This is a genomic window from Streptomyces sp. NBC_01314, from assembly GCF_041435215.1.
In the GTDB taxonomy this organism is placed as follows: domain Bacteria; phylum Actinomycetota; class Actinomycetes; order Streptomycetales; family Streptomycetaceae; genus Streptomyces.
Genome location: NZ_CP108394.1, coordinates 3,519,088 through 3,538,492 on the forward strand (window position 1 = coordinate 3,519,088; position 19,405 = coordinate 3,538,492).

General features: G+C 70.2%; 16 protein-coding genes. 3 read left to right on the forward strand and 13 right to left on the reverse strand.

Annotation, left to right across the window (positions count from 1 at the left end; translation table 11 throughout):
* Positions 1-134: 134 nt before the first annotated feature.
* From trmD to proS, 6 genes are all read right to left on the reverse strand, one after another.
* Positions 135-968 carry a tRNA (guanosine(37)-N1)-methyltransferase TrmD gene (gene trmD / locus OG622_RS15350; protein WP_371576658.1) on the reverse strand — a complete coding sequence of 278 codons (834 nt, stop codon included), beginning with the start codon at positions 966-968 and terminating at the stop codon, positions 135-137.
* The gene (gene rimM, locus OG622_RS15355) at positions 968-1,567 is read right to left on the reverse strand and encodes a ribosome maturation factor RimM (RefSeq protein WP_371576659.1); all 600 of its coding nucleotides are present in this window, start codon (positions 1,565-1,567) and stop codon (positions 968-970) included. Before rimM ends, trmD begins: the two co-directional genes overlap by 1 nt.
* A gap of 84 nt (positions 1,568-1,651) precedes the next feature.
* Positions 1,652-1,891, reverse strand: a complete 240-nt coding sequence (locus OG622_RS15360) for an RNA-binding protein (protein ID WP_005479813.1) — start codon at positions 1,889-1,891, stop codon at positions 1,652-1,654.
* 2 nt (positions 1,892-1,893) lie between these two features.
* Positions 1,894-2,313, reverse strand: a complete 420-nt coding sequence (gene rpsP / locus OG622_RS15365) for a 30S ribosomal protein S16 (protein WP_371576660.1) — start codon at positions 2,311-2,313, stop codon at positions 1,894-1,896.
* Between the two features lie 417 nt (positions 2,314-2,730).
* Positions 2,731-3,327, reverse strand: a complete 597-nt coding sequence (locus OG622_RS15370) for a hypothetical protein (protein WP_371576661.1) — start codon at positions 3,325-3,327, stop codon at positions 2,731-2,733.
* A gap of 260 nt (positions 3,328-3,587) precedes the next feature.
* Positions 3,588-5,003, reverse strand: a complete 1,416-nt coding sequence (gene proS / locus OG622_RS15375; RefSeq protein WP_371576662.1) for a proline--tRNA ligase — start codon at positions 5,001-5,003, stop codon at positions 3,588-3,590.
* A 202-nt stretch (positions 5,004-5,205) separates the two neighbouring features.
* Here proS and OG622_RS15380 point away from each other — a divergent pair, with 202 nt between their 5' ends.
* Positions 5,206-6,066 carry an SAM-dependent methyltransferase gene (locus OG622_RS15380; RefSeq protein ID WP_371576663.1) on the forward strand — a complete coding sequence of 287 codons (861 nt, stop codon included), beginning with the start codon at positions 5,206-5,208 and terminating at the stop codon, positions 6,064-6,066.
* A 337-nt stretch (positions 6,067-6,403) separates the two neighbouring features.
* On the opposite strand, the gene ffh is transcribed toward OG622_RS15380, so the two are convergent.
* The 5 genes from ffh to OG622_RS15405 form a co-directional block, all read right to left on the reverse strand.
* Complete coding sequence (gene ffh, locus OG622_RS15385) at positions 6,404-7,954, reverse strand: signal recognition particle protein (RefSeq protein WP_371576664.1); 1,551 nt, start codon at positions 7,952-7,954, stop codon at positions 6,404-6,406.
* A gap of 184 nt (positions 7,955-8,138) precedes the next feature.
* Complete coding sequence (locus OG622_RS15390; RefSeq protein ID WP_371576665.1) at positions 8,139-10,589, reverse strand: [protein-PII] uridylyltransferase; 2,451 nt, start codon at positions 10,587-10,589, stop codon at positions 8,139-8,141.
* A gap of 26 nt (positions 10,590-10,615) precedes the next feature.
* Positions 10,616-10,954, reverse strand: coding sequence for a P-II family nitrogen regulator (locus OG622_RS15395; protein ID WP_093498850.1), 339 nt, complete (start codon positions 10,952-10,954; stop codon positions 10,616-10,618).
* Positions 10,951-12,195 carry an ammonium transporter gene (locus OG622_RS15400; protein WP_371576666.1) on the reverse strand — a complete coding sequence of 415 codons (1,245 nt, stop codon included), beginning with the start codon at positions 12,193-12,195 and terminating at the stop codon, positions 10,951-10,953. The genes OG622_RS15395 and OG622_RS15400 overlap by 4 nt, the downstream gene beginning before the upstream one ends.
* Before the next feature lie 430 nt (positions 12,196-12,625).
* Complete coding sequence (locus tag OG622_RS15405; RefSeq protein ID WP_371576667.1) at positions 12,626-14,101, reverse strand: hypothetical protein; 1,476 nt, start codon at positions 14,099-14,101, stop codon at positions 12,626-12,628.
* A 426-nt stretch (positions 14,102-14,527) separates the two neighbouring features.
* Between OG622_RS15405 and OG622_RS15410 the strand changes: the two genes are divergently transcribed.
* The gene (locus tag OG622_RS15410; protein WP_371576668.1) at positions 14,528-15,184 is read left to right on the forward strand and encodes a bifunctional DNA primase/polymerase; all 657 of its coding nucleotides are present in this window, start codon (positions 14,528-14,530) and stop codon (positions 15,182-15,184) included.
* 107 nt (positions 15,185-15,291) lie between these two features.
* Here the strand turns inward: OG622_RS15410 and ftsY are convergent, their stop codons facing one another.
* Positions 15,292-16,491: a signal recognition particle-docking protein FtsY gene (gene ftsY / locus OG622_RS15415; RefSeq protein WP_371576669.1), complete on the reverse strand. Its 1,200-nt coding sequence runs from the start codon at positions 16,489-16,491 to the stop codon at positions 15,292-15,294.
* Positions 16,492-16,693: 202 nt separating this feature from the next.
* Between ftsY and OG622_RS15420 the strand changes: the two genes are divergently transcribed.
* Positions 16,694-17,665 carry an LLM class flavin-dependent oxidoreductase gene (locus OG622_RS15420; RefSeq protein ID WP_371576670.1) on the forward strand — a complete coding sequence of 324 codons (972 nt, stop codon included), beginning with the start codon at positions 16,694-16,696 and terminating at the stop codon, positions 17,663-17,665.
* A 137-nt stretch (positions 17,666-17,802) separates the two neighbouring features.
* Here OG622_RS15420 and OG622_RS15425 read toward each other — a convergent pair whose 3' ends face one another.
* Positions 17,803-19,221: a sugar porter family MFS transporter gene (locus tag OG622_RS15425; RefSeq protein WP_371576671.1), complete on the reverse strand. Its 1,419-nt coding sequence runs from the start codon at positions 19,219-19,221 to the stop codon at positions 17,803-17,805.
* Positions 19,222-19,405 lie beyond the last annotated feature (184 nt).

The window sequence follows — 19,405 nt, forward strand, 5'->3', positions numbered from 1 at the left end:
TTCGTCTGCTTTCTTCGCCCATGCCACAGGTCATAGGCGGGAGCTAGGTGGTTCGAGAGGATGCTGTCCGTGTCGGGGCGGGCGTCGTGTCCCCCTGCGGCAGGGGCGCGCGCCGGACGACGCACAACAGCGGCCTATTCTTCCACGCCCTCCGGCCGCCGCCAAAATCGGCCGTACGCCTCACCCTCCGGATCCGGGGCCCAGCCCAGGATGGAGAGCATCTCGCGGTCCTTCTTGCCGAAGGCCTTGGGGTCGCAGCGCTCGATGAGGTCGGGCCGGTTGGCCGCCGTACGCTTCAGGGCCTCGTCGCGCCGCCAGCGCGCGATCCTGGCGTGGTGTCCGCTGAGCAGCACCTCGGGGATGTCGCGGCCGCGCCACTCGGGGGGCTTCGTGTAGACCGGCCCCTCCAGGAGGTTGGTCATGGCGCCGGGCGCGAAGGAGTCGTCCCGGTGGGACTCGGCGTTGCCGAGCACACCGGGCAGGAGTCGTGCCACGGCCTCGGTGACGACGAGGACGGCCGCCTCGCCGCCGGCGAGCACGTAGTCGCCGATGGACACCTCGTGGACGGGCATCCGGGTCGCGTACTCGTCGATCACGCGGCGGTCGATGCCCTCGTAGCGCGCCGGGGTGAAGACCAGCCAGGGGCGCTCGGAGAGTTCGACGGCGAGGGCCTGGGTGAAGGGGCGGCCGCTGGGGGTGGGGACGATGAGCGCGGGCTCGCGGGCCCCTGTCTCGTAGCCGTCGGCGAGGACGGAGTCCAGAGCTGCGCCCCAGGGGTCCGTCTTCATGACCATGCCGGGGCCGCCGCCGTAGGGGGTGTCGTCGACCGTGTTGTGCCGGTCGTACGTCCATTCCCGTAGGTCGTGGACGTGCACCTGCAGCTGTCCCCGCGCGCGTGCCTTGCCGACCAGGGAGACGTTCAGGGGTTCGAGGTACTCGGGAAAGATCGTGACGACGTCGAGCCGCATCAGACCTCGTCCCCGGCCGGGCCTGCGGAATCCGCGGCGGAATCCGCGTCGGGCTCCTCGGCGGCGTCCCGCGCGGAAGCGATCTCCGCCCGGTCGTCGATCAGGCCGGGCGGCGGGTCGATGACGGCCCGCTGCTCGGTCAGGTCGATCTCGGTGACGATCTTCTCGACGAACGGGATCATCACCTCGCTGCCGTCGGGCCGCTCGACGATGAAGAGGTCCTGGGACGGCAGGTGCGAGATCTCGATGATCCGGCCGACCTCGGCTCCGTCCTTGGTGACCACGTCCAGGTCCATCAGCTGGTGGTCGTAGTACTCGTCCTCTTCCTCCGGCAGCTCCTCCGGGTTCACCTCCGCGATCAGCAGGGTGTTGCGAAGGGCCTCGGCGGCGTTGCGGTCGCGGACGCCCTCGAAGCGCAGGAGCAGCCGGCCGCTGTGGACCCGGCCGGTCTCGATGGTGAGCGGGCCCGTCGAGGCGGGGTCCGTGGACAGGACGGCGCCGGGGGCGAGCCGGAGTTCCGGCTCGTCGGTGCGGACCTCGACGGTCACCTCGCCCTTGATGCCGTGGGCGCGGCCGATCCGTGCGACTACGAGCTGCACTGTGCTTGATCTCCTGTCATACGACTGCGGGCCGGGGACGGCCCAGTGGCCCTCCCCGGCCCGAGCCGGTGCTGCGAATCTTCGTCAGCGGACGTGATCCACGTCGACGAGGTCGACACGGACACCGCGGCCGCCGATGGCGCCCACGACGGTACGCAGAGCGCGGGCGGTACGGCCGTTGCGGCCGATCACCTTACCGAGGTCGTCGGGGTGGACCCGGACCTCGAGTACGCGCCCGCGACGCAGGTCACGGGAAGCGACCTGCACGTCGTCGGGGTTGTCGACAATGCCCTTCACGAGGTGCTCGAGAGCCTCCTCGAGCATGCTCAGGCCTCGGTCGACTCGGACTCGGCGGCAGCCTCGTCCTTCTTGTCGGCCTTCTTCTTCTGGGTGATCGCCTCACCCTTGCCCGCGTCGTCGCCGCCCAGGGCCTCGAACGACGGGCGCGCGGACTTCGGCTGAGCCACGAGGAGCGGCGCCGGAGCGGGCTCGCCCTTGAACTTCTGCCAGTCGCCGGTCTTCTTGAGGATGGCGAGCACGGGCTCGGTCGGCTGTGCGCCGACACCCAGCCAGTACGCGACGCGCTCCTCGTCGACCTCGATGACCGACGGGTGGTACGTCGGGTGGTACTTGCCGATCTCCTCGATCGCACGACCGTCACGACGGGTGCGGGAGTCGGCGACGACGATGCGGTAGTGAGGCGAACGGATCTTGCCCAGACGCTTCAGCTTGATCTTGACTGCCACGGGAGTGGGTTCTCCTGGTTTTGACGTGATTGGGCACGGCGAGAGAGCCGCGTGGGGTTGCGGTACCCGAGTGCCCGATGGACGCGTCAGCCGGAGGAGAGAGGGGTCCTATGCGACTGTCGAGTACAGCTGGCCATTCTGCCACACGCTGCGCTTCGTCTCTTACCGGGTCCACGGGAAGCCATGCCGAAGCGGCACCCGGCGCCTGGACGTTCTCGCTCGCCCGGCGCACGCGGGGTGCCTCCCCCACTCTCGATCGTGCTCGAGCGGGGGACCCGTCGCCCGCCCGTGCCGCCCCAGCGGCACGAGGGCACGCGGCGACGCATGACTACAGCGGCACCCCGCGGTGCGGCCTGATCCGAGCCCACGAGCTGTGTACGGCTGCCACGAGCAGTCGTCGTCCCAGCTCGTCGGCCGTCACGCCGCGCCCATGACCTCCGGGATCCGGAAGGGCTTGCCGCAGCCGCCGCAGACGATGGGGGCCTGGGCGAGTACGGAGGGGACGACCCGGACGTTGCGGCCGCAGTCGCAGACGGCCTTGACGCGGACGCCGCCGCCCGAGGAGCCGTGGCGTGCGGCCGGGCCCCGGAAGCTGCGGGCCGTGTCCGCGGACGTCGCCGCGGTGTGGGCCTTGAGGGCGCGCTGCAGTCTCTCGATGGTCGGGCGGTAGCGACGCTTGGCCTCGGGGTTGAGCGTGACCAGGGAGAAACCGCTACTGGGGTGCGGTTCCTCGGGGTGGTCGAGGCCGAGCTCCTCGGCGATCGCGAGGAATCTGCGGTTGTGGTACCGGCCGGCCCGGGAGGTGTCGCGGACTCCGCGTGCGGCGGCGATGCCATGGACTGCCTCATGAAGCAGTCGCTCGAAGGAGAGTGCGTGCCCACAGGCGGACGACGACTCCCCGATCAGGGACTCGGGAGCGGCAAGATCCGGCAGCTCGGGGTGGTGCCTTTGAATGTCGGCCCACGCCTGTGCCAGTTCTGCGGCGAGAACAGGTGGTGTCTGTGTCGTGCTCACGTAATGACAACGAGCCGGAGTGCCCCTGTGTTCCGATTCCGGGCCATCCCAATTAATTTGCACGTACCCGTCAGTTGCGACTAGTGCGTCCTGACGAGGGCGGGTGCGCTGATCTGCGGAGAAGCCTCGCAGCTCCCCACAAGGCGGTACGTAGTAACACGTACGCCCCGGCGCGTAGACGAGGTCCGCGCGCCGGGGCACCTGTGGTCGGCAGATGCGCAAGGGGCCTTTCGGTCGCTCTCCCGGCGGAACGGGGCGATCTAGTAAGCGCGCGCCACGACGGCGACGTTACCGGGTGCGTCGTAGGAATCGGGCACCGACCCGTCCTCGGCGACCAGACACCGTACGGTCACGGCGTGCTCCCCCAGCCTGGTCTCGCCGTCCTCGCCCAGCGTCGACCAGGGGATACGCGCCCAGCCGCCGGCCGCGGCGGCGTCGATCGCCTCGTCGATGGTGGACACCTCGGTCGTACGGGACTCGCGGCGCTCGCGCGACTGCTTCAGGAGGAGCGCCTGGTCCTCCTCGAGGATCGCGGGCAGCAGGCGTACGAGTGAGTCGACGGCGACCGGTTCCTTGCCGCCCGGGATGCGGCGGGCGAGCATCGCCGTGCCGTTCTCCAGGTCACGGGGGCCGACCTCGATGCGTACGGGGACGCCCTTGAGCTCCCAGTCGACGGCGCGGCGGCCGAACGGGATGTCCGTGCGGTCGTCCACCTGGACGCGGATGCCCGCGGCCTTGAGCTGGGCGCCGAGCTCGCGGACCTTGGCCAGAACCGCGTCGTCACCCTTGATCGCGAGGACGACGGCCTGGACCTGGGCCAGCCGGGGCGGGACCCGCAGGCCGTTGTCGTCGCCGTGCATCATCACCAGGGCGCCGATCATGCGGGTGGTGGAGCCCCAGGAGGTCTGCCAGACGAGTTCCTGCTTGCCTTCCTTCGACAGGTACCGGGTGTTGAAGGCCTTGGCGAAGTTCTGGCCCAGTTCGTGACTGGTGGCCATCTGGAGGGCCTTGCCGTCGCCCATCATGCCTTCGAGGGTGAGGGTGTTGATGGCTCCCGCGAAGCGTTCCTTGACGGTCTTGCGGCCGGGGACGACGTCCATCGCGAGGACGTTCACCATGAAGTCCTCGTAGACCTCCCGGTGGATGTGCGCGGCGAAGTCGCGCGCCTCCTCGTACGTCGCGTGCGCCGTGTGGCCCTCCTGCCAGAGGAACTCGGAGGTGCGCAGGAACAGACGCGGGCGCAGCTCCCAACGGACCACGTTCGCCCACTGGTTGATCAGCAGCGGCAGGTCGCGGTAGCTCTGCACCCACTTCGAGAAGTACTCGTTGATGATCATCTCGGAGGTGGGGCGGACCACGGCGGGTTCTTCGAGCTCCTTGCCGCCGCCGTGCGTCACCACGGCCAGCTCGGGCGCGAAGCCCTCGACGTGCTCGGCCTCCCGGGCGAGGTACGACTGCGGGATCAGAAGCGGGAAGTACGCGTTCTGCGTGCCCGTCTCCTTGATCCTGGAGTCCATCTCCTGCTGCATCCGCTCCCACAGCCCGTACCCGTACGGTCGGATCACCATGGTGCCGCGCACCGGCCCGTTGTCGGCCAGCTCGGCCTTGGTGATCAGATCCTGGTACCAGCGCGGGAAGTCGTCCGCGCGGGGCGTGAGTACGGGTGCCTTTGCCATGGCGCGATGGTACGGGTCCACGTTGCGGGGATGTGAATTCTTTTGCCCAGGCACGGACAGTCCGCAAGCCGGTGTCCGAGACCCCTGGACGACTCGCCGAGTGCGGAGTTTCCTGGCATACGGGGGGAGTGCGAGCGCGCACTGCCACGGGGGCCAGGAAATCCGGCAACGGCAACTCACGGCGGATTGGGGCGCTTTCGATATGACACCTACGCTCGTGCGGCAGCAACTGCCTCGCGCGGGGGCCGTACCCCGCGTGGACCGGTGTGCACGCGCGCGTGACTGGGCCGAGATCCAGGAACGGATGCTGGTACCGCTGTACGAGGCCGTCCACAGGCGGCTCGACGTCGGCACCGGCACCCGGCTCCTGGGCCTCGGCTGCGGGTCGGGGCTCGCGCTGCTGATGGCGGCGTCGCGGGGCGCCGCGGTCACCGGCGTCGACCCGGCCTCGCCCGAGAGAACCGCACTCGCGCGGGAGCGGCTCCAGCCGCAGGCATGGGGCCCGCGCGCGCGGGCCGGCACACGGGTCGTCGACGGCGCCCCCGAGGACACGGTCCGCGCCCCCGGTGAGCCGACGTACAACCTGGTGACCGCCTTCGAGCCGATCGGCTGTCTGGCCGGGGACTCCGAGGGCCTCGGTGAACTGCTCGTCTCGGCGACCCCGTTCGCGGAACGCGGCACCCCCGTGGTCCTCGCCGGCTGGGGCCCACCGGAACGCTGCACCACGTCCGCGGTGCTCCGCGTGGCCACGAAGCTCGCCGATCCGCTGCGCGGCGCGGGCAGTTGGCGCCCGGCGCTCAGGGACGACCTGGAGGAGGTCGCCCAGCGGGCCGGCCTGAAGCCGGACGGCTCCGGACGCGTGGCCTGCCCCTTCGGGTACGCCAACGTGGACAACGCGGTCCGGGGGCTGTTGTCGACCGGGGTGTTCGACGCGGCGATCAGGGCCACCGACCGGGCCCAGGTGGACAAGGAGCTGACCGAGGCCCTGCACCCGCACCGCCGCCGGGACGGCACGGTGTGGATGCCGAACGTGTTCCGCTACCTGATCGCGCGGACGCCCTGAGGCTCGGGGCGCGTCTCGACGACGTCGGGGCAGTCCCTGAGCGCTTCGGGAAGCCCGAACGTTTCGGGGAACCCCTGAAAAGGTCTTCGAGACTTCTTCCGGCGCGGGTGTGAATGGTGTGAAGAAAGCGGGTCGGTAGCGCATTTGGCTTGGCCAAGGGCGGCGCGGCACCCATAGCCTGCGCATCGTCCAGGGGAACAACACATCTGCGTACGGGAGTTGGCACCAGAGGCACCACGAGCGACACCACACTCATGCCGTCCACGCACACGGCACCCGGCGCCGCGCGCCCGGCCACACCCCCCGGCCGGTCACGCGGCGTCCGCCATGGGGCCTGTCAGCCCATGAACTTCTTGAACTCGTCCGGCAGCTCGAAGTCCTGAGGGGCCTGCTGGTCCGGCAGCCCGAGGGCACCGCCCTGGGCGCCGGCGGCCCGGCGTGCGGCCTCCTCCTGCTCCTGCTGCTTGCGCTTCATCGGGTTGCCGGAGCGCTGCTTGCCCTTGGCCTGCCTGGGCTGCTTCTTGCTCCGGCCGGGCCCACCACCCATGCCAGGCATACCCGGCATCCCGGGCATGCCGCCGCCCTGGGCCATGCGGGACATCATCTTGCGTGCCTCGAAGAACCGCTCGACGAGGTTCTTCACCGCGCTGACCTCGACACCGGAGCCCTTGGCGATACGGGCGCGGCGCGAGCCGTTGATGATCGTCGGCTCCTGGCGCTCGACGGGGGTCATCGACTTGATGATCGCGGCCGTGCGGTCGACGTCGCGCTCGTCGATGTTGTTGATCTGGTCCTTGATCTGGCCCATGCCGGGCAGCATGCCGAGCAGCTTGCTGATGCTGCCCATCTTCCTGACCTGCTCCATCTGAGCCAGGAAGTCGTCGAGCGTGAAGTCCTGACCCTTCTTGGACGCCAGCTTGGAGGCCATCTTCTGGGCCTCTTCCTGGCTGAACGTCTTCTCCGCCTGCTCGATCAGGGTGAGCAGGTCACCCATGTCGAGGATGCGGGAGGCCATCCGGTCAGGGTGGAACGCGTCGAACTCGTCGAGCTTCTCGCCGTTCGACGCGAACATGATCGGCTTGCCGGTGACCGAGGCGATCGACAGGGCGGCACCACCGCGGGCGTCGCCGTCGAGCTTGGAGAGCACCACGCCGTCGAAGCCGACGCCGTCCCGGAAGGACTCGGCCGTGTTGACGGCGTCCTGACCGATCATCGCGTCGACGACGAAGAGAATCTCGTCCGGGGAGACCGCGTCCCGGATGTCGGCGGCCTGCCGCATCATGTCCTGGTCGATGCCCAGGCGGCCCGCGGTGTCGACGACCACGATGTCGTGGACCTTCGACTTGGCGAACTCGATGGAGTCCTTGGCGACCTTGACCGGGTCGCCCACGCCGTTGCCCGGCTCGGGGGCGTAGACCGCGACGCCCGCGCGCTGGGCGACGACGCTGAGCTGGTTGACGGCGTTGGGGCGCTGGAGGTCACAGGCGACGAGGAGCGGCGAGTGGCCCTGCTCTTTCAGCCAGAGGCCCAGCTTGCCCGCGAGGGTCGTCTTACCGGCACCCTGCAGACCGGCGAGCATGATCACGGTCGGCGGGTTCTTGGCGTAGCGCAGGCGGCGGGTCTCACCGCCGAGGATGCCGACCAGTTCTTCGTTGACGATCTTGAGGACCTGCTGGGCAGGGTTCAGCGCCTTGGAGACATCACTCCCGAGCGCCCTTTCCTTGACGTTCTTGATGAACGTCCGGACGACGGGCAGCGCCACGTCCGCTTCGAGGAGCGCGATGCGAATCTCGCGTGCCGTGGCATCGATGTCCGCCTCGGAAAGGCGCCCCTTGCCGCGCAGGTTCTTGAAAGTCGCTGAGAGGCGATCGGAGAGCGTATCGAACACGGCGGTGTCGGTCCTCGGAGTCGGGGGCAGTCTGGACTGCCCTCCAGCGTATCTGTCTGGGTGTGGTCGGGTCTCCACCCCTGTGGATAGTGGTGACGGAAGACTCCCGGCACGAGCACGAGCACGACCGTGGCCGTGGGCATGGGCACGGGCACGGGGCCGGGCGGGCCCCGCACCCGTCAGCTCACCCGCGCAGCATCTCCTCCAGCTTCCGCGCCACGGACGCCGCCTCGTCGCCCGGCAGCGGTGCCCCTTGCGGCCCGGTCACGTAGAAGGCGTCCACCGCGTTGGCGCCCAGCGTGCTGACATGCGCGCTGCGCACCCGTACGTGCGCGTCCTCCAGGGCGCGCCCGATCCGGTGGAGCAGCCCGGGGGCGTCCTGGGCACGGACCTCGATGACCGTGGCGTGCCGGGAGGCCGCCGCGGCCACCGTGACGCGCGGCGGCGGCGCCACCACGCCCCGCCGCCGCGGATAGGCCGCGTCCCGTTCGGCCAACCGCCCGGCGATGTCCAGCGACCCGTCCAGGGCCCGTACGAGGTCCGCGCGGAGCCGGGCCGCCTGGGGCAGCGAGCCGTACTCGGCGGCCACCCGCCAGTTCAGCAGCAATACCGAGCCCTCGACGCTGTCCGGGAGGTCGAACGTGCCGAGTTCGGCCGTGCGCACGGTCAGCCGGTGCATGGCGAGAACGCCGGCGACCGCGGGCAGGACGCCCGCCTGGTCGGGTACGGCGATGAGCAGTTCCACGCCGAGCGGCTCGGGGTCGGCCTTCTCGTCCTTCTCCCCGGCGGCGGCCTCCGTCTGCGCGCGCAGCGACAGCACGGGACCGCCCGTGCGGAACGCCTCGATCGCGAGCCGCTCCTGCTCGGCGCTGGTCTCGCCGGGCTCCGGTTCCTCCGGGGCATCTCCGGCGAACACCGCCTCGACCCGCTGGACCAGCTCGGACACCAGCGAGGCACGCCACGACGACCAGGCGGCGGGCCCGGTGGCCAGCGCGTCCGACTCGGTCAGCGCGTGCAGCAGTTCGAGCGTGCCCGGCGACCCGACCGCGTCGGCCACGGACCGGACGGTGGCCGGGTCCTCCAGGTCTCGCCGGGTGGCCGTGTCGACGAGCAGCAGATGGTGGCGTACGAGGGTGGAGAGCACCGCCACGTCGTCGCGGTCGAAGCCGATCCTGGCCGCCACGTCCTTGGCGATGATCTCGCCGGCGACGGAGTGGTCGCCGGGCCAGCCCTTTCCGATGTCGTGCAGCAGCGCGGCGACGAGCAGGAGGTCGGGCCGGTGGACCCGGCGGGTCAGTTCGGAGGCCCGGACGGCGGTCTCGATGAGGTGCCGGTCGACGGTCCAGATGTGCACGGCGTTGCGCTGCGGCCGACAGCGCACCCGCTCCCAGTCGGGCAGCAGGTGCGTGATGAGGCCCTCGGCCTCCAGCGCCTCCCAGACGTCGACGGTCGGGCGCCCGGAACCCAGCAGGGTGACGAGCTGCTCGCGCGCCTCGGCGGGCCAGGGCGTCGGCAGCGGCCGGGCGGCGGCTGCGAGTCGCCGTACGGCGTGCAGGGACAGCGGCAGTCCGGCCTGGGCGGCAGCGGCGGCGGCACGCAGGGGCAGCACGGGGTCCCGGTCGGGCTTGGCGGCCCGCGCGAGTACGACCTCGCCGTCCTGCTCGACCACGCCCTCGGCCAGCGGCGACCGCTCGGGGGCGGGCTTCCCACCGCCGAGCATGGCGCGCAGCCGGGGCCGCACGGCGCGCGAACGCAACACGCGCCCCACTTCGCGCCAGGTCACATCACTGGCGTACGAGATGACCCGCGCGGCCTCGTACACCTGGCGCAGCAGGGTGTCGGCGTCCAGCAGTCCCAGCTCGGCGGCGACCTGGTCCTGTTCCTGGAGCGCGAGCCGGTCGGTCGCGCGCCCGGTGGTGAGATGCAGCGCGTCCCGTACGTCGAGGAGCCGGCGCCGTGCTTCGGCGAGCCCCTCGCGCGGGGCGTCGGCGAGCCAGGAGGCGGCGACGGCGCGCAGGGCGGTGGCGTCGCGCAGCCCGCCGCGCGCCTCCTTGAGGTCGGGTTCCAGCAGGTACTGCAGCTCCCCCTGCCGCTCGGCCCGCTCGGCGCACAGCTCCTGGAGTTCCGGGAGGCGTTTGGGCGCCTGGTTGCGCCAGTCGGCGAGGACCGCGGTCCGCAGCCCGGCGGTCAGTCCCAGATCACCGGCGATGTGCCGGGCGTCCAACAGCCCCAGCTGCACCTTGAGGTCCTCACCGGCGGTCTTGCGGGCCTCGGCGGGGGTGCGCACGGAGTGGTCGAGGGCCAGCCCCAGGTCCCAGACGGGATACCAGATGCGGTCGGCCAGCGCGGCCACCGCCCGCTCGTCGGACCCGTCGTGCAGGAGCAGCAGATCCAGATCGCTGCGGGGCGAGAGTTCACCCCGCCCGTAGCCCCCCACGGCGACCAGCGAGGCACCGCGCAATTCGGTGGCGCCCGCGCCGAAGAGGCCCGCGAGCCAGTCGTCGGTCAGCTCGGCCAGGGCCGAACGGCGCGGCGGCCCGGACTGCGCCTCCTCCTGGAGGAGGCGCAGCCGGGCCGCCGCATAACCGCTGGGTCCCGAGTCCTCTGCATCCGTACGTACGTCCGTACTCGTCACCCAGCGACTCCTGTTCTTCTCTTCGATCAGAGCGCGTCCGGGCCGCGCTCGCCGGTCCGGACCCGTACGGCCGTCTCGACCGGGAGGGACCAGACCTTGCCGTCACCGATCTTGCCGGTGCGGGCGGCCTTGACGATGACGTCGATCAACTGCTCGGCGTCCTCGTCCTCGGCGAGCACCTCGATACGGATCTTGGGAACCAGGTCGACCGTGTACTCGGCACCCCGGTACACCTCAGTGTGGCCCCGCTGCCGACCGTACCCACTGGCCTCGGTCACCGTAAGGCCGTGCACCCCGAAGGCCTGCAGGGCTTCCTTGATCTCGTCGAGCCGGTGCGGCTTGACGACCGCGGTGATCAGCTTCATGCCTCGACCTTCTTGCTCTCGGGCGCAGCGACGCTGCTCGTGGTGCTGGCGGAGATGTGCGAACCGGCGGCCGAGGAGAAGTCGTACGCGGTCTCGGCGTGCAGGGTCTGGTCGACACCGGTGACCTCGTCCTCCTCGGACGTCCGGAAGCCGATCGTCTTCTGGATGGCGAAGGCGATGAGCCAGGTCACCACGAAGGTGTAGCCCATGACCGAGAAGGCACCCGTGGCCTGCTTGCCGAACTGGTCGAGGCCGCCGATCCCGTCGGTCGCGAGGAAGCCGACCAGCAGGGTGCCGATGACACCACCGACCAGGTGGACGCCGACGACGTCGAGGGAGTCGTCATAGCCGAGCTTGTACTTGAGGCTGACCGCCCAGGAGCAGACGGCACCGGCGACGATGCCGATCAGGATGGCGCCGAAGGCGTTGACGTGACCGCCGGACGGGGTGATCGCGACGAGGCCCGCGACGGCGCCGGAGCAGGCACCGAGGGTGGTGAACGCGCCGTGACGGATGCGCTCGTAGATCAGCCAGCCGATGATGGCCGCGGCGGTCGCGATCTGCGTGTTGATGGCCATGCGGGCGGTCGTGCCGTCGACACCGAGCCAGGAGCCGGCGTTGAAGCCGAACCAGCCGAACCACAGCAGGGCGGTGCCGATCATGACCAGCGGCAGGCTGTGCGGCCGCATCGGGTCCTTCTTGAAGCCGATCCGCTTGCCCACGACGAGGACCGCGGCGAGCGCGCCGATACCGGCGTTGATGTGGACCGCCGTACCACCGGCGAAGTCGATGACGCCCAGTTCGAAGAGCCAGCCGCCCGGCGCCCAGACCCAGTGCGCGACCGGGAAGTAGGCCAGGGTGACCCAGAGTGCGACGAAGATCATCCAGGCGCTGAACTTGACGCGGTCGGCCAGCGCACCGCTCATCAGGGCCGGGGTGATGACCGCGAACAGCATCTGGAAGAGGATGAAGGCGAACGCGGCGATCTTGTGCGGCTCGCCGTTCGCGCCGGCGACGAAGCTGTCGACCGTGCTGGTGACGTCGATGCCCTTGAGGCCGATCGCGTCCAGGTCGCCGATGAAGCCGCCCTGGTCACCGCTGAAGGCGAGCGAGTAGCCGTACAGCACCCACAGGATGCTGACGATGCCCAGCGAGATGAAGGACATCATCAGCATGTTCAGCACGCTCTTGGCACGGACCATGCCGCCGTAGAAGAGCGCCAGGCCCGGCGTCATCACCATGACTAGCGCCGCACTGATCAATACGAATCCGGTATCTGTGCCGTTCAATGCCGGTATCTCCTCGTGGTCGGAACGGCCCGTGCGGATGCGGAAGCTTGGGAGCTATCGGGGAGGGCCGACTGTGCTGAGGAGACTGACGCAGCACCGTTTCGCCAGGAGTTTGGAAATGTTTCCCGGACGTGACGAAGGCGCCCATCACGTTACAGACAGGTGAAACGTGAATCGCGGAGGATGCATCCCGTGTGGGGCCCAGCCTCTGCGGGGCCCTCGGCGGATAACGGTTTCGTATCCGATGGAACTTCCGGTGGAACCTCCCCGAACGGACCGACCACGGCAGACCATCCGATGACCTGGCATGGGGGAGCCGAGTCGGGCAGTCGGGATGGTCGGCCGCGGCCGGAGTACGTGGGCCCGCGGTACGGGGCCGGGGTCAGACCGCCTCTGCGGTCTCGGGAAGATGGACGGCGAGCTGGTCGGTGAGGTCGACGATCTCGGCGAGACCGCCGAACTCGCGTACGGCCGTGTCGACGGTCTTGCGGATACGGGTGTTGACGCGCTCGGAACGCACCTTCTTCGCGGTCTCCATGGCCTGCTGGGCCATGGCCGCCCCCTGCTCGGGCTCGCGCTGGAGCAGATGCACGGTGGCCATGCCGATGACGTTCAGCGCGTACGACCGCTGGTGTTCGGTGTCCGTGGAGAAGAGCTCGACGGCCCGGCGCATCACGGGTTCGGCGAGGGACGCGTAGGCGGGGCTGCGGCCGGCGACGTAGGCGAGGTCGCGGTAGGAATGGGAGTTCTCGCCGTGCAGCTCGGCCTCGTTGAAGAAGCGGATCCAGTCGGGGTCCGGGTCGTCCCACTCCTCGGCGTCGGCGAAGACGTCCTCGGCCATCCGGACGGCCCGTTTGCACTTTCCGGGCTGGCCCATGTTGGCGTAGGCGCGGGCCTCCATCGCATACAGCATCGACTGGGTGCGCGGACTCGCGCAGTCGCGGCTGCCGTACTGGGCGAGATGGATCAGTTCGAGGGCGTCGTCGGGCCGGCCGAGGTGGATCATCTGGCGGCTCATGCTGGAGAGGACGTAGGAGCCGAGGGGCTTGTCGCCCGCCTCCTTGGCCGCGTGGAGTGCGAGGACGAAGTACTTCTGGGCCGTGGGCTGCAGGCCGATGTCGTAGCTCATCCAGCCGGCCAGCTCGGCCAGCTCGGCGGCGACCTTGAACAGCCGACGGGTGGTGGCCTCGGGCTGGGGCTCCTGGAGAAGGTCGGTCACCTCGTGGAGCTGGCCGACGACCGCCTTGCGGCGCAGACCGCCGCCGCACTGGGCGTCCCACTGCCGGAACATCACCGTGGTGGACTCCAGGAGGTCCAGCTCCGGTTTGGAGAGCCGACCGGCGCGGCGGGCGGCGGGCGAGGGCTCGGGCTCCGCGCGCGGGGCGGGGGGCGCGGGGACGAGCCAGCGCTGCATCGGCTCGATGAGGGCCGGGCCCGCGGAGAGGGCGAGCGAGCTCCCGAGGAAGCCGCGCCGCGCCAGCATCAGGTCGCTGCGCGAGAACTCGCTGATCAACGCCACGGTCTGCGGGCCCGTCCAGGGCAGATCGACACCGGAGACGGACGGGGACCGGTGGGCCGCGCGCAGTCCCAGGTCCTCCACGGCGACGACGCAGCCGAACCGCTCGGAGAACAGCTCGGACAGGATCCGCGGGATCGGCTCGCGCGGGTTCTCCCCGTCGAGCCAACGCCGTACGCGCGAGGTGTCGGTGGAGATGTGGTTGGCGCCGAGCTGACGGGCCCGGCGGTTGACCTGTCGGGCGAGCTCGCCCTTGGACCAGCCGCTGCGGACGAACCACGAGCCCAGCAGTTCGTTCGGGCGCTTCTCAGCGTTCGTGCCGCTTCCGCCGTTGCCGCCCACTGGAACGCCCCCATCCCTGAAACCACCTGTGCGCTGTATGCGCCAAGCCCTAACAGAATGCCGGTTACCACGCCGTACGTCCGACCCTCGTCACCCATCGAACGGAAAGACGACTTGCCTCCGGCATACCCACGAGCGCATGCCTCCCCAGGTCCCGTGCACTCAAAGTAATCCTACGATCACGCGTCCGGCCACGGCGATTCCGGAAACGCCACCATTCGCCACCCCTTCGAATGAACTCACGGGTGCCCGCACGCGATTCACTTGACACAAGACGGTCGGGAGTGGGCGGAGCGATGCATTCAGGGGCGCGTGTCGTTGACCGCACCACCCCGGGTGCCGCAGTGCGCCACCCCCTGTGGAAGCAGAGCGTCGCATTCCGACTCCGTCGCGTAACCACGGCGCGCTGGACCCGTTGGAGGGGGCATGGGCTTCACGATCGGCGGCATTCGGGAGATGCGCTCCGGCACGCGTCGGCGCGGCCGTTCCTCGGACTGCACGGCCGTTGCCGAGTTCACCGGCCTCTGGGGATGGGACGTCGTCCCCGGCGCACGGACGGCTTCGGGCGCGTGCTCGTGCGGCAGGACCACCTGTTCCGCGCCCGGCGCGCATCCACTCGACTTCGCGCATCCCGTCCGCGCCGGAGCGACGCTCGACGAGGTGACCGAGGCCTGGGCCGAGTTCCCCGGCGCCTCCGTGATGCTGCCGGTGGGCCACTCCTTCGACGTGCTCGAGGTCGCCGAGTCGGCGGGTCGGCACGCACTCGTCCGCCTGGAACGCATGGGCCTTCCCGTCGGCCCTGTGATCGCCACCCCCGAGGGCCGCACCCAGTTCCTCGTCGCCCCGGGCGCCGCCGCCGAGCTGTCCACGCTGCTCTACCGCATGGGCTGGGACGACCCGTCCGCCCTCGATCTGCGCGGCCTCGGCCCCGGCAGCCATGTCACCGCCCCGCCCTCCGACCGCGGCGGCCTCGGCCCGGTCAGCTGGCTCCGCTCCCCCGCCCTCGACTCGGCGACGAAGCCGCCCGCCGCGCGGCTGCTGCTGGGGACCTTGGCATACGTGGCCCACCGGTCACGGGCCTGACCGCAGCCCCTCACACGTATACAGCGAAGCGCCCGTCCCCGACTGCACCTTGGGGGCGGGCGCTTCTATGACCCCACCTAGGAAATTTCCGTGGTGGATCTGTGTGGTTATTCGCCGATAAGTGCATCCACGAACGCCTCCGGCTCGAAGGGCGCCAGGTCGTCCGCGCCCTCCCCCAGACCGACGAGCTTGACGGGTACGCCCAGCTCGCGCTGGACGGCGATGACGATGCCGCCCTTGGCGGTGCCGTCGAGCTTGGTGAGGACGATGCCGGTGATGTCGACGACCTCGGCGAACACACGGGCCTGGACGAGACCGTTCTGGCCGGTGGTCGCGTCGAGGACGAGCAGGATCTCGTCCAGCGGCGCGTGCTTCTCCACGACACGCTTGACCTTGCCGAGCTCGTCCATGAGGCCGGTCTTGGTGTGCAGCCGGCCGGCGGTGTCGATGAGGACGACGTCGGCGCCCGCCGCGATGCCCTCCTTGACGGCGTCGAAGGCGATGGACGCCGGGTCGCCGCCCTCGGGACCGCGCACGGTACGGGCGCCGACCCGCTCGCCCCAGGTCTGCAGCTGGTCGGCGGCGGCGGCGCGGAAGGTGTCCGCGGCACCGAGGACGACGTTCTTGCCGTCGGCGACCAGCACCCGGGCGAGCTTGCCGGTGGTGGTGGTCTTTCCGGTGCCGTTGACGCCGACGACCATCACGATGCCCGGGGTGTCGAGCGGCGAGTCGGTGTTGACCACGCGGTCGAACTCGGGGACGAGGATCTTCAGCAGTTCCTCGCGCAGCAGGGTGCGCAGCTCGGCCGGGGTGCGGGTGCCGAGCACCTTCACCCGCTCGCGCAGCCGTTCGACCAGCTCCTGGGTGGGCTGGACGCCGACGTCGGCGGTGAGGAGGGTGTCCTCGATCTCCTCCCAGGTGTCGTCGTCGAGGTGCTCGCGCGCGAGCAGCGTGAGCAGCCCCTTGCCGAGCGCGTTCTGCGAGCGGGAGAGCCGGGCGCGCAGCCGCACCAGACGGCCGGCGGCCGGCTCGGGGATCTCGATCGCGGGGGCGGCCGGTGGTTCCTCGACGGTGACGGGTGCCGGCGCCGTGCCGTCGGGGAGGCCTACCTCCTCGATCGTTCGGCGCGGTTCGTCGCGCGGCGTCTCGGCCTCGTCGCCGACGTGCGGCTCGGCCGGGGGAGCGGTGATGTCGGGTGTCGTGGGGGGTGCCGGGGGCAGCGGCTTCTTCCTGCGGCTGCCTACGACGAGCCCGCCCAGCACGCCGAGCACGACCACGGCGATGACTAGAGCAAGGATGAGTTCCATAACAACGCCAGTATGGCGCGACCTCCCGCCCAGCGGTTCGTTGGGCGCGTCGGGGCTGCACGCCCCACGGGCCGGGCCGGCCCGCCGTCCGACATTTCGTCGGGCGGAAGCCCCTCAGGGGTGGCCGTCACACACCCTCCCTAGAAACCTGACACCTCGTCAGTTACTGTCCCCCTCCACAGCCGCCTGAAGGGGGTCCCCCATGCCCGTCACGGTCGTCCGTTTCAACCTGGTCGAGCCCGGCGCCACGCCCGCCTCGCTCCGGGCCCGCTACCGGGCCGCCGTCGAGATGGCGGCGTACGCCGATGAGCGGGGCCTCAGCACCGTGCAGACGGAGGAGCACCACGGGGTCGAGAACAACTGGCTGCCGTCGCCGTTCGTCTTCGCGGGAGCGGTGTTCGGGGCCACCCGGCGGATAGCGGTGACGGTGTCGGCGGTGATCGGGCCGCTGCACGACCCGCTGCGGCTGGCCGAGGACATCGCCGTACTGGATCTGGTGAGCGGCGGCCGGTTGGTGACCGTCGCCGGGATCGGGTACCGGCCGGAGGAGTACGCGCAGTTCGACGTCGACTGGAAGAACCGCGGAAAGCTCCAGGACGAGGTGTTGCAGACGCTGCTCCGGGCGTGGACCGGTGAGCCGTTCGTGTACCGGGGGCGCACGGTCCGGGTGACCCCGCGTCCGGGGACCGAGCCGCATCCGCTGCTGCTGGTCGGCGGCTCCTCGAAGGCCGCGGCCCGCCGGGCGGCCCGCCTCGGGCTCCCCTTCTTCCCGAGCGCGCATCTGCCAGAGCTGGAGGCGTACTACAAGGAGCGGCTCGTCGAGTACGGCACCGAGGGGTGGACGATGATGCCCGCCGCCGAGACGCCGTTGCTGCACGTGGCGGAGGATCCGGACCGGGCGTGGGCCGAGTACGGCGGGCACTTCCTGCACGAGGCGCGGACGTACGCCTCCTGGCAGTCGGCCGGCATCCGGTCGGCCGTGCGGTCGGGGGCGGCGACGGTGGCGGAGCTGCGCGCGGAGGGCGTGTACCGGATCGTCACCCCGGACGAGTGCGTGGCACTGGGCCTGGACAACTACGTACTGCATCCGCTGGCCGGTGGGATGCCGGTCGAGGAGGGGTGGCGCGGGCTTCGGCTGTTCGCCGAGCGAGTGCTGCCGCGACTGAACGGCTGAGCGACGCCTCCTGAACGAACCCAGCCGCCTCCCGGCCCGCTCAGTGGTCGGGCCGGGAGGGCGGCCGGGGTACGAGGAGGGGCACCGGGGACCTTGGCCCTTCCCCTCGGGATCGGGGAGGCGGGTGGCCGACGGGTCTAGCCCATCTCCTCCAGCGCCTTGCCCTTCGTCTCCTTGACGAACCTGAGGACGAAGGGGATGGAGAGCGCGGCGAAGACCGTGTAGATCAGGTAGGTCACCGAGAGGTTCCAGTCGGCCAGGGACGGGAAGCTCGCGGTGATGGCCCAGTTGGCGATCCACTGCGCGGAGGCGGCCACGCCCAGGGCGGCGGCGCGGATCCGGTTCGGGAACATCTCGCCGAGCATGACCCAGACGACGACACCCCAGGAGAGGGCGAAGAAGAGGACGAAGACGTGGGCAGCGATCAGGGCGACCCAGCCCTGGGTGGCGGGGAGCTTGCCGTCGACGAGGTCGTAGGAGAAGGCCCAGGCCTCCAGGGCGAGGCCGAGGACCATGCCGACGGAGCCGATGAGGGCGAGCGGCCTGCGGCCGATCCGGTCCACGAAGATCATCGCGATGACGGTGCCGACGATGTTGATGATCGAGGTCGTGAAGGAGTAGAAGAACGACTCGGCCGGGTCGACACCGACGGACTGCCACAGCGTCGCGGAGTAGTAGAAGGCGACGTTGATGCCGACGAACTGCTGGAAGACCGACAGGCCGATGCCGATCCAGACGATCGGCTTGAAGAGGAAGCTCCCGCCGAGCAGGTCCTTGAACGTCGACCTGTGCTCGCTGTGCATGGCCGACTCGATCTCGGCGACCCGGGCGTCCAGGTCGACGTCCTTGCCCTCGACCTCGGCGAGTACCTCGCGGGCGCGCTCGTCCTTGCCGACGGAGATCAGGAAGCGCGGGGACTCGGGGATCGCGAAGGAGAGCAGGCCGTACAGCACGGCTGGGACCACCATCACGCCGAGCATGATCTGCCAGGCCTCCAGGCCGAGCAGCTCACCGCGCTGGTCGCCGTCGGCGGCGTTCAGGATGCCCCAGTTGACCAGCTGGGAGATGGCGATGCCGACGACGATCGCGGCCTGCTGGAACGAGCCGAGCCGTCCTCGGTACGCGGGCGGGGCGACCTCGGCGATGTAGGCGGGGCCGATGACCGACGCCATGCCGATGGCGAAGCCGCCGACGATCCGCCAGAAGGCGAGGTCGTACAGCGCGAAGGGGAGTGCCGAGCCGACGGCGCTGACCGTGAAGAGGGCGGCCGCGATCTGCATGCACCGGATGCGGCCGATGCGGTCGGCTATCCGGCCGGCCGTGGCCGCGCCGACGGCGCAGCCGATGAGCGCGACGGCGATGACCTGTGCCAGTGCCGTGGAGCCGATGTCGTAGCGGTGCCGGACGGCTTCGACGGCGCCGTTGATCACGGCGCTGTCGTAGCCGAAGAGGAATCCGCCCATCGCTGCCGCCGCCGCGATGAAGATCACGTGCGAGAGATGGTCGGGCTGGCCTTCGCGCGCTCCTGACTTGGATGTCTGCGCTGTGCTGGTCACGTGGGGGGACCTTCCGCTCTGAAGGTAAAAACAACGCTGCAGAGAATATGCCTTCAAGTTTCGAAGTCAAGAGGGGGTCGGGTGGGCTTCTTTGGGCCCACGGAAGAGCAAATGGGGAGATTGAGTTTAAGTATTGAAGAATCTGCGTCGACAGTCAGGGTGCGGGCGCGGGGCGCGGGGAACC

What these genes read in the sequence shown, in the direction of transcription:
- OG622_RS15420 (WP_371576670.1), top strand. Translation starts at nt 16,694, where the DNA reads ATGCCCGTCACGGTCGTCCGTTTCAACCTGGTCGAGCCCGGCGCCACG.
- OG622_RS15410 (WP_371576668.1), top strand. Translation starts at nt 14,528, where the DNA reads ATGGGCTTCACGATCGGCGGCATTCGGGAGATGCGCTCCGGCACGCGT.
- OG622_RS15400 (WP_371576666.1), bottom strand. Translation starts at nt 12,195, where the DNA reads ATGGTGATGACGCCGGGCCTGGCGCTCTTCTACGGCGGCATGGTCCGT.
- trmD (WP_371576658.1), bottom strand. Translation starts at nt 968, where the DNA reads ATGCGGCTCGACGTCGTCACGATCTTTCCCGAGTACCTCGAACCCCTG.
- OG622_RS15395 (WP_093498850.1), bottom strand. Translation starts at nt 10,954, where the DNA reads ATGAAGCTGATCACCGCGGTCGTCAAGCCGCACCGGCTCGACGAGATC.
- proS (WP_371576662.1), bottom strand. Translation starts at nt 5,003, where the DNA reads ATGGCAAAGGCACCCGTACTCACGCCCCGCGCGGACGACTTCCCGCGC.
- ftsY (WP_371576669.1), bottom strand. Translation starts at nt 16,491, where the DNA reads ATGGAACTCATCCTTGCTCTAGTCATCGCCGTGGTCGTGCTCGGCGTG.
- OG622_RS15360 (WP_005479813.1), bottom strand. Translation starts at nt 1,891, where the DNA reads ATGCTCGAGGAGGCTCTCGAGCACCTCGTGAAGGGCATTGTCGACAAC.
- OG622_RS15380 (WP_371576663.1), top strand. Translation starts at nt 5,206, where the DNA reads ATGACACCTACGCTCGTGCGGCAGCAACTGCCTCGCGCGGGGGCCGTA.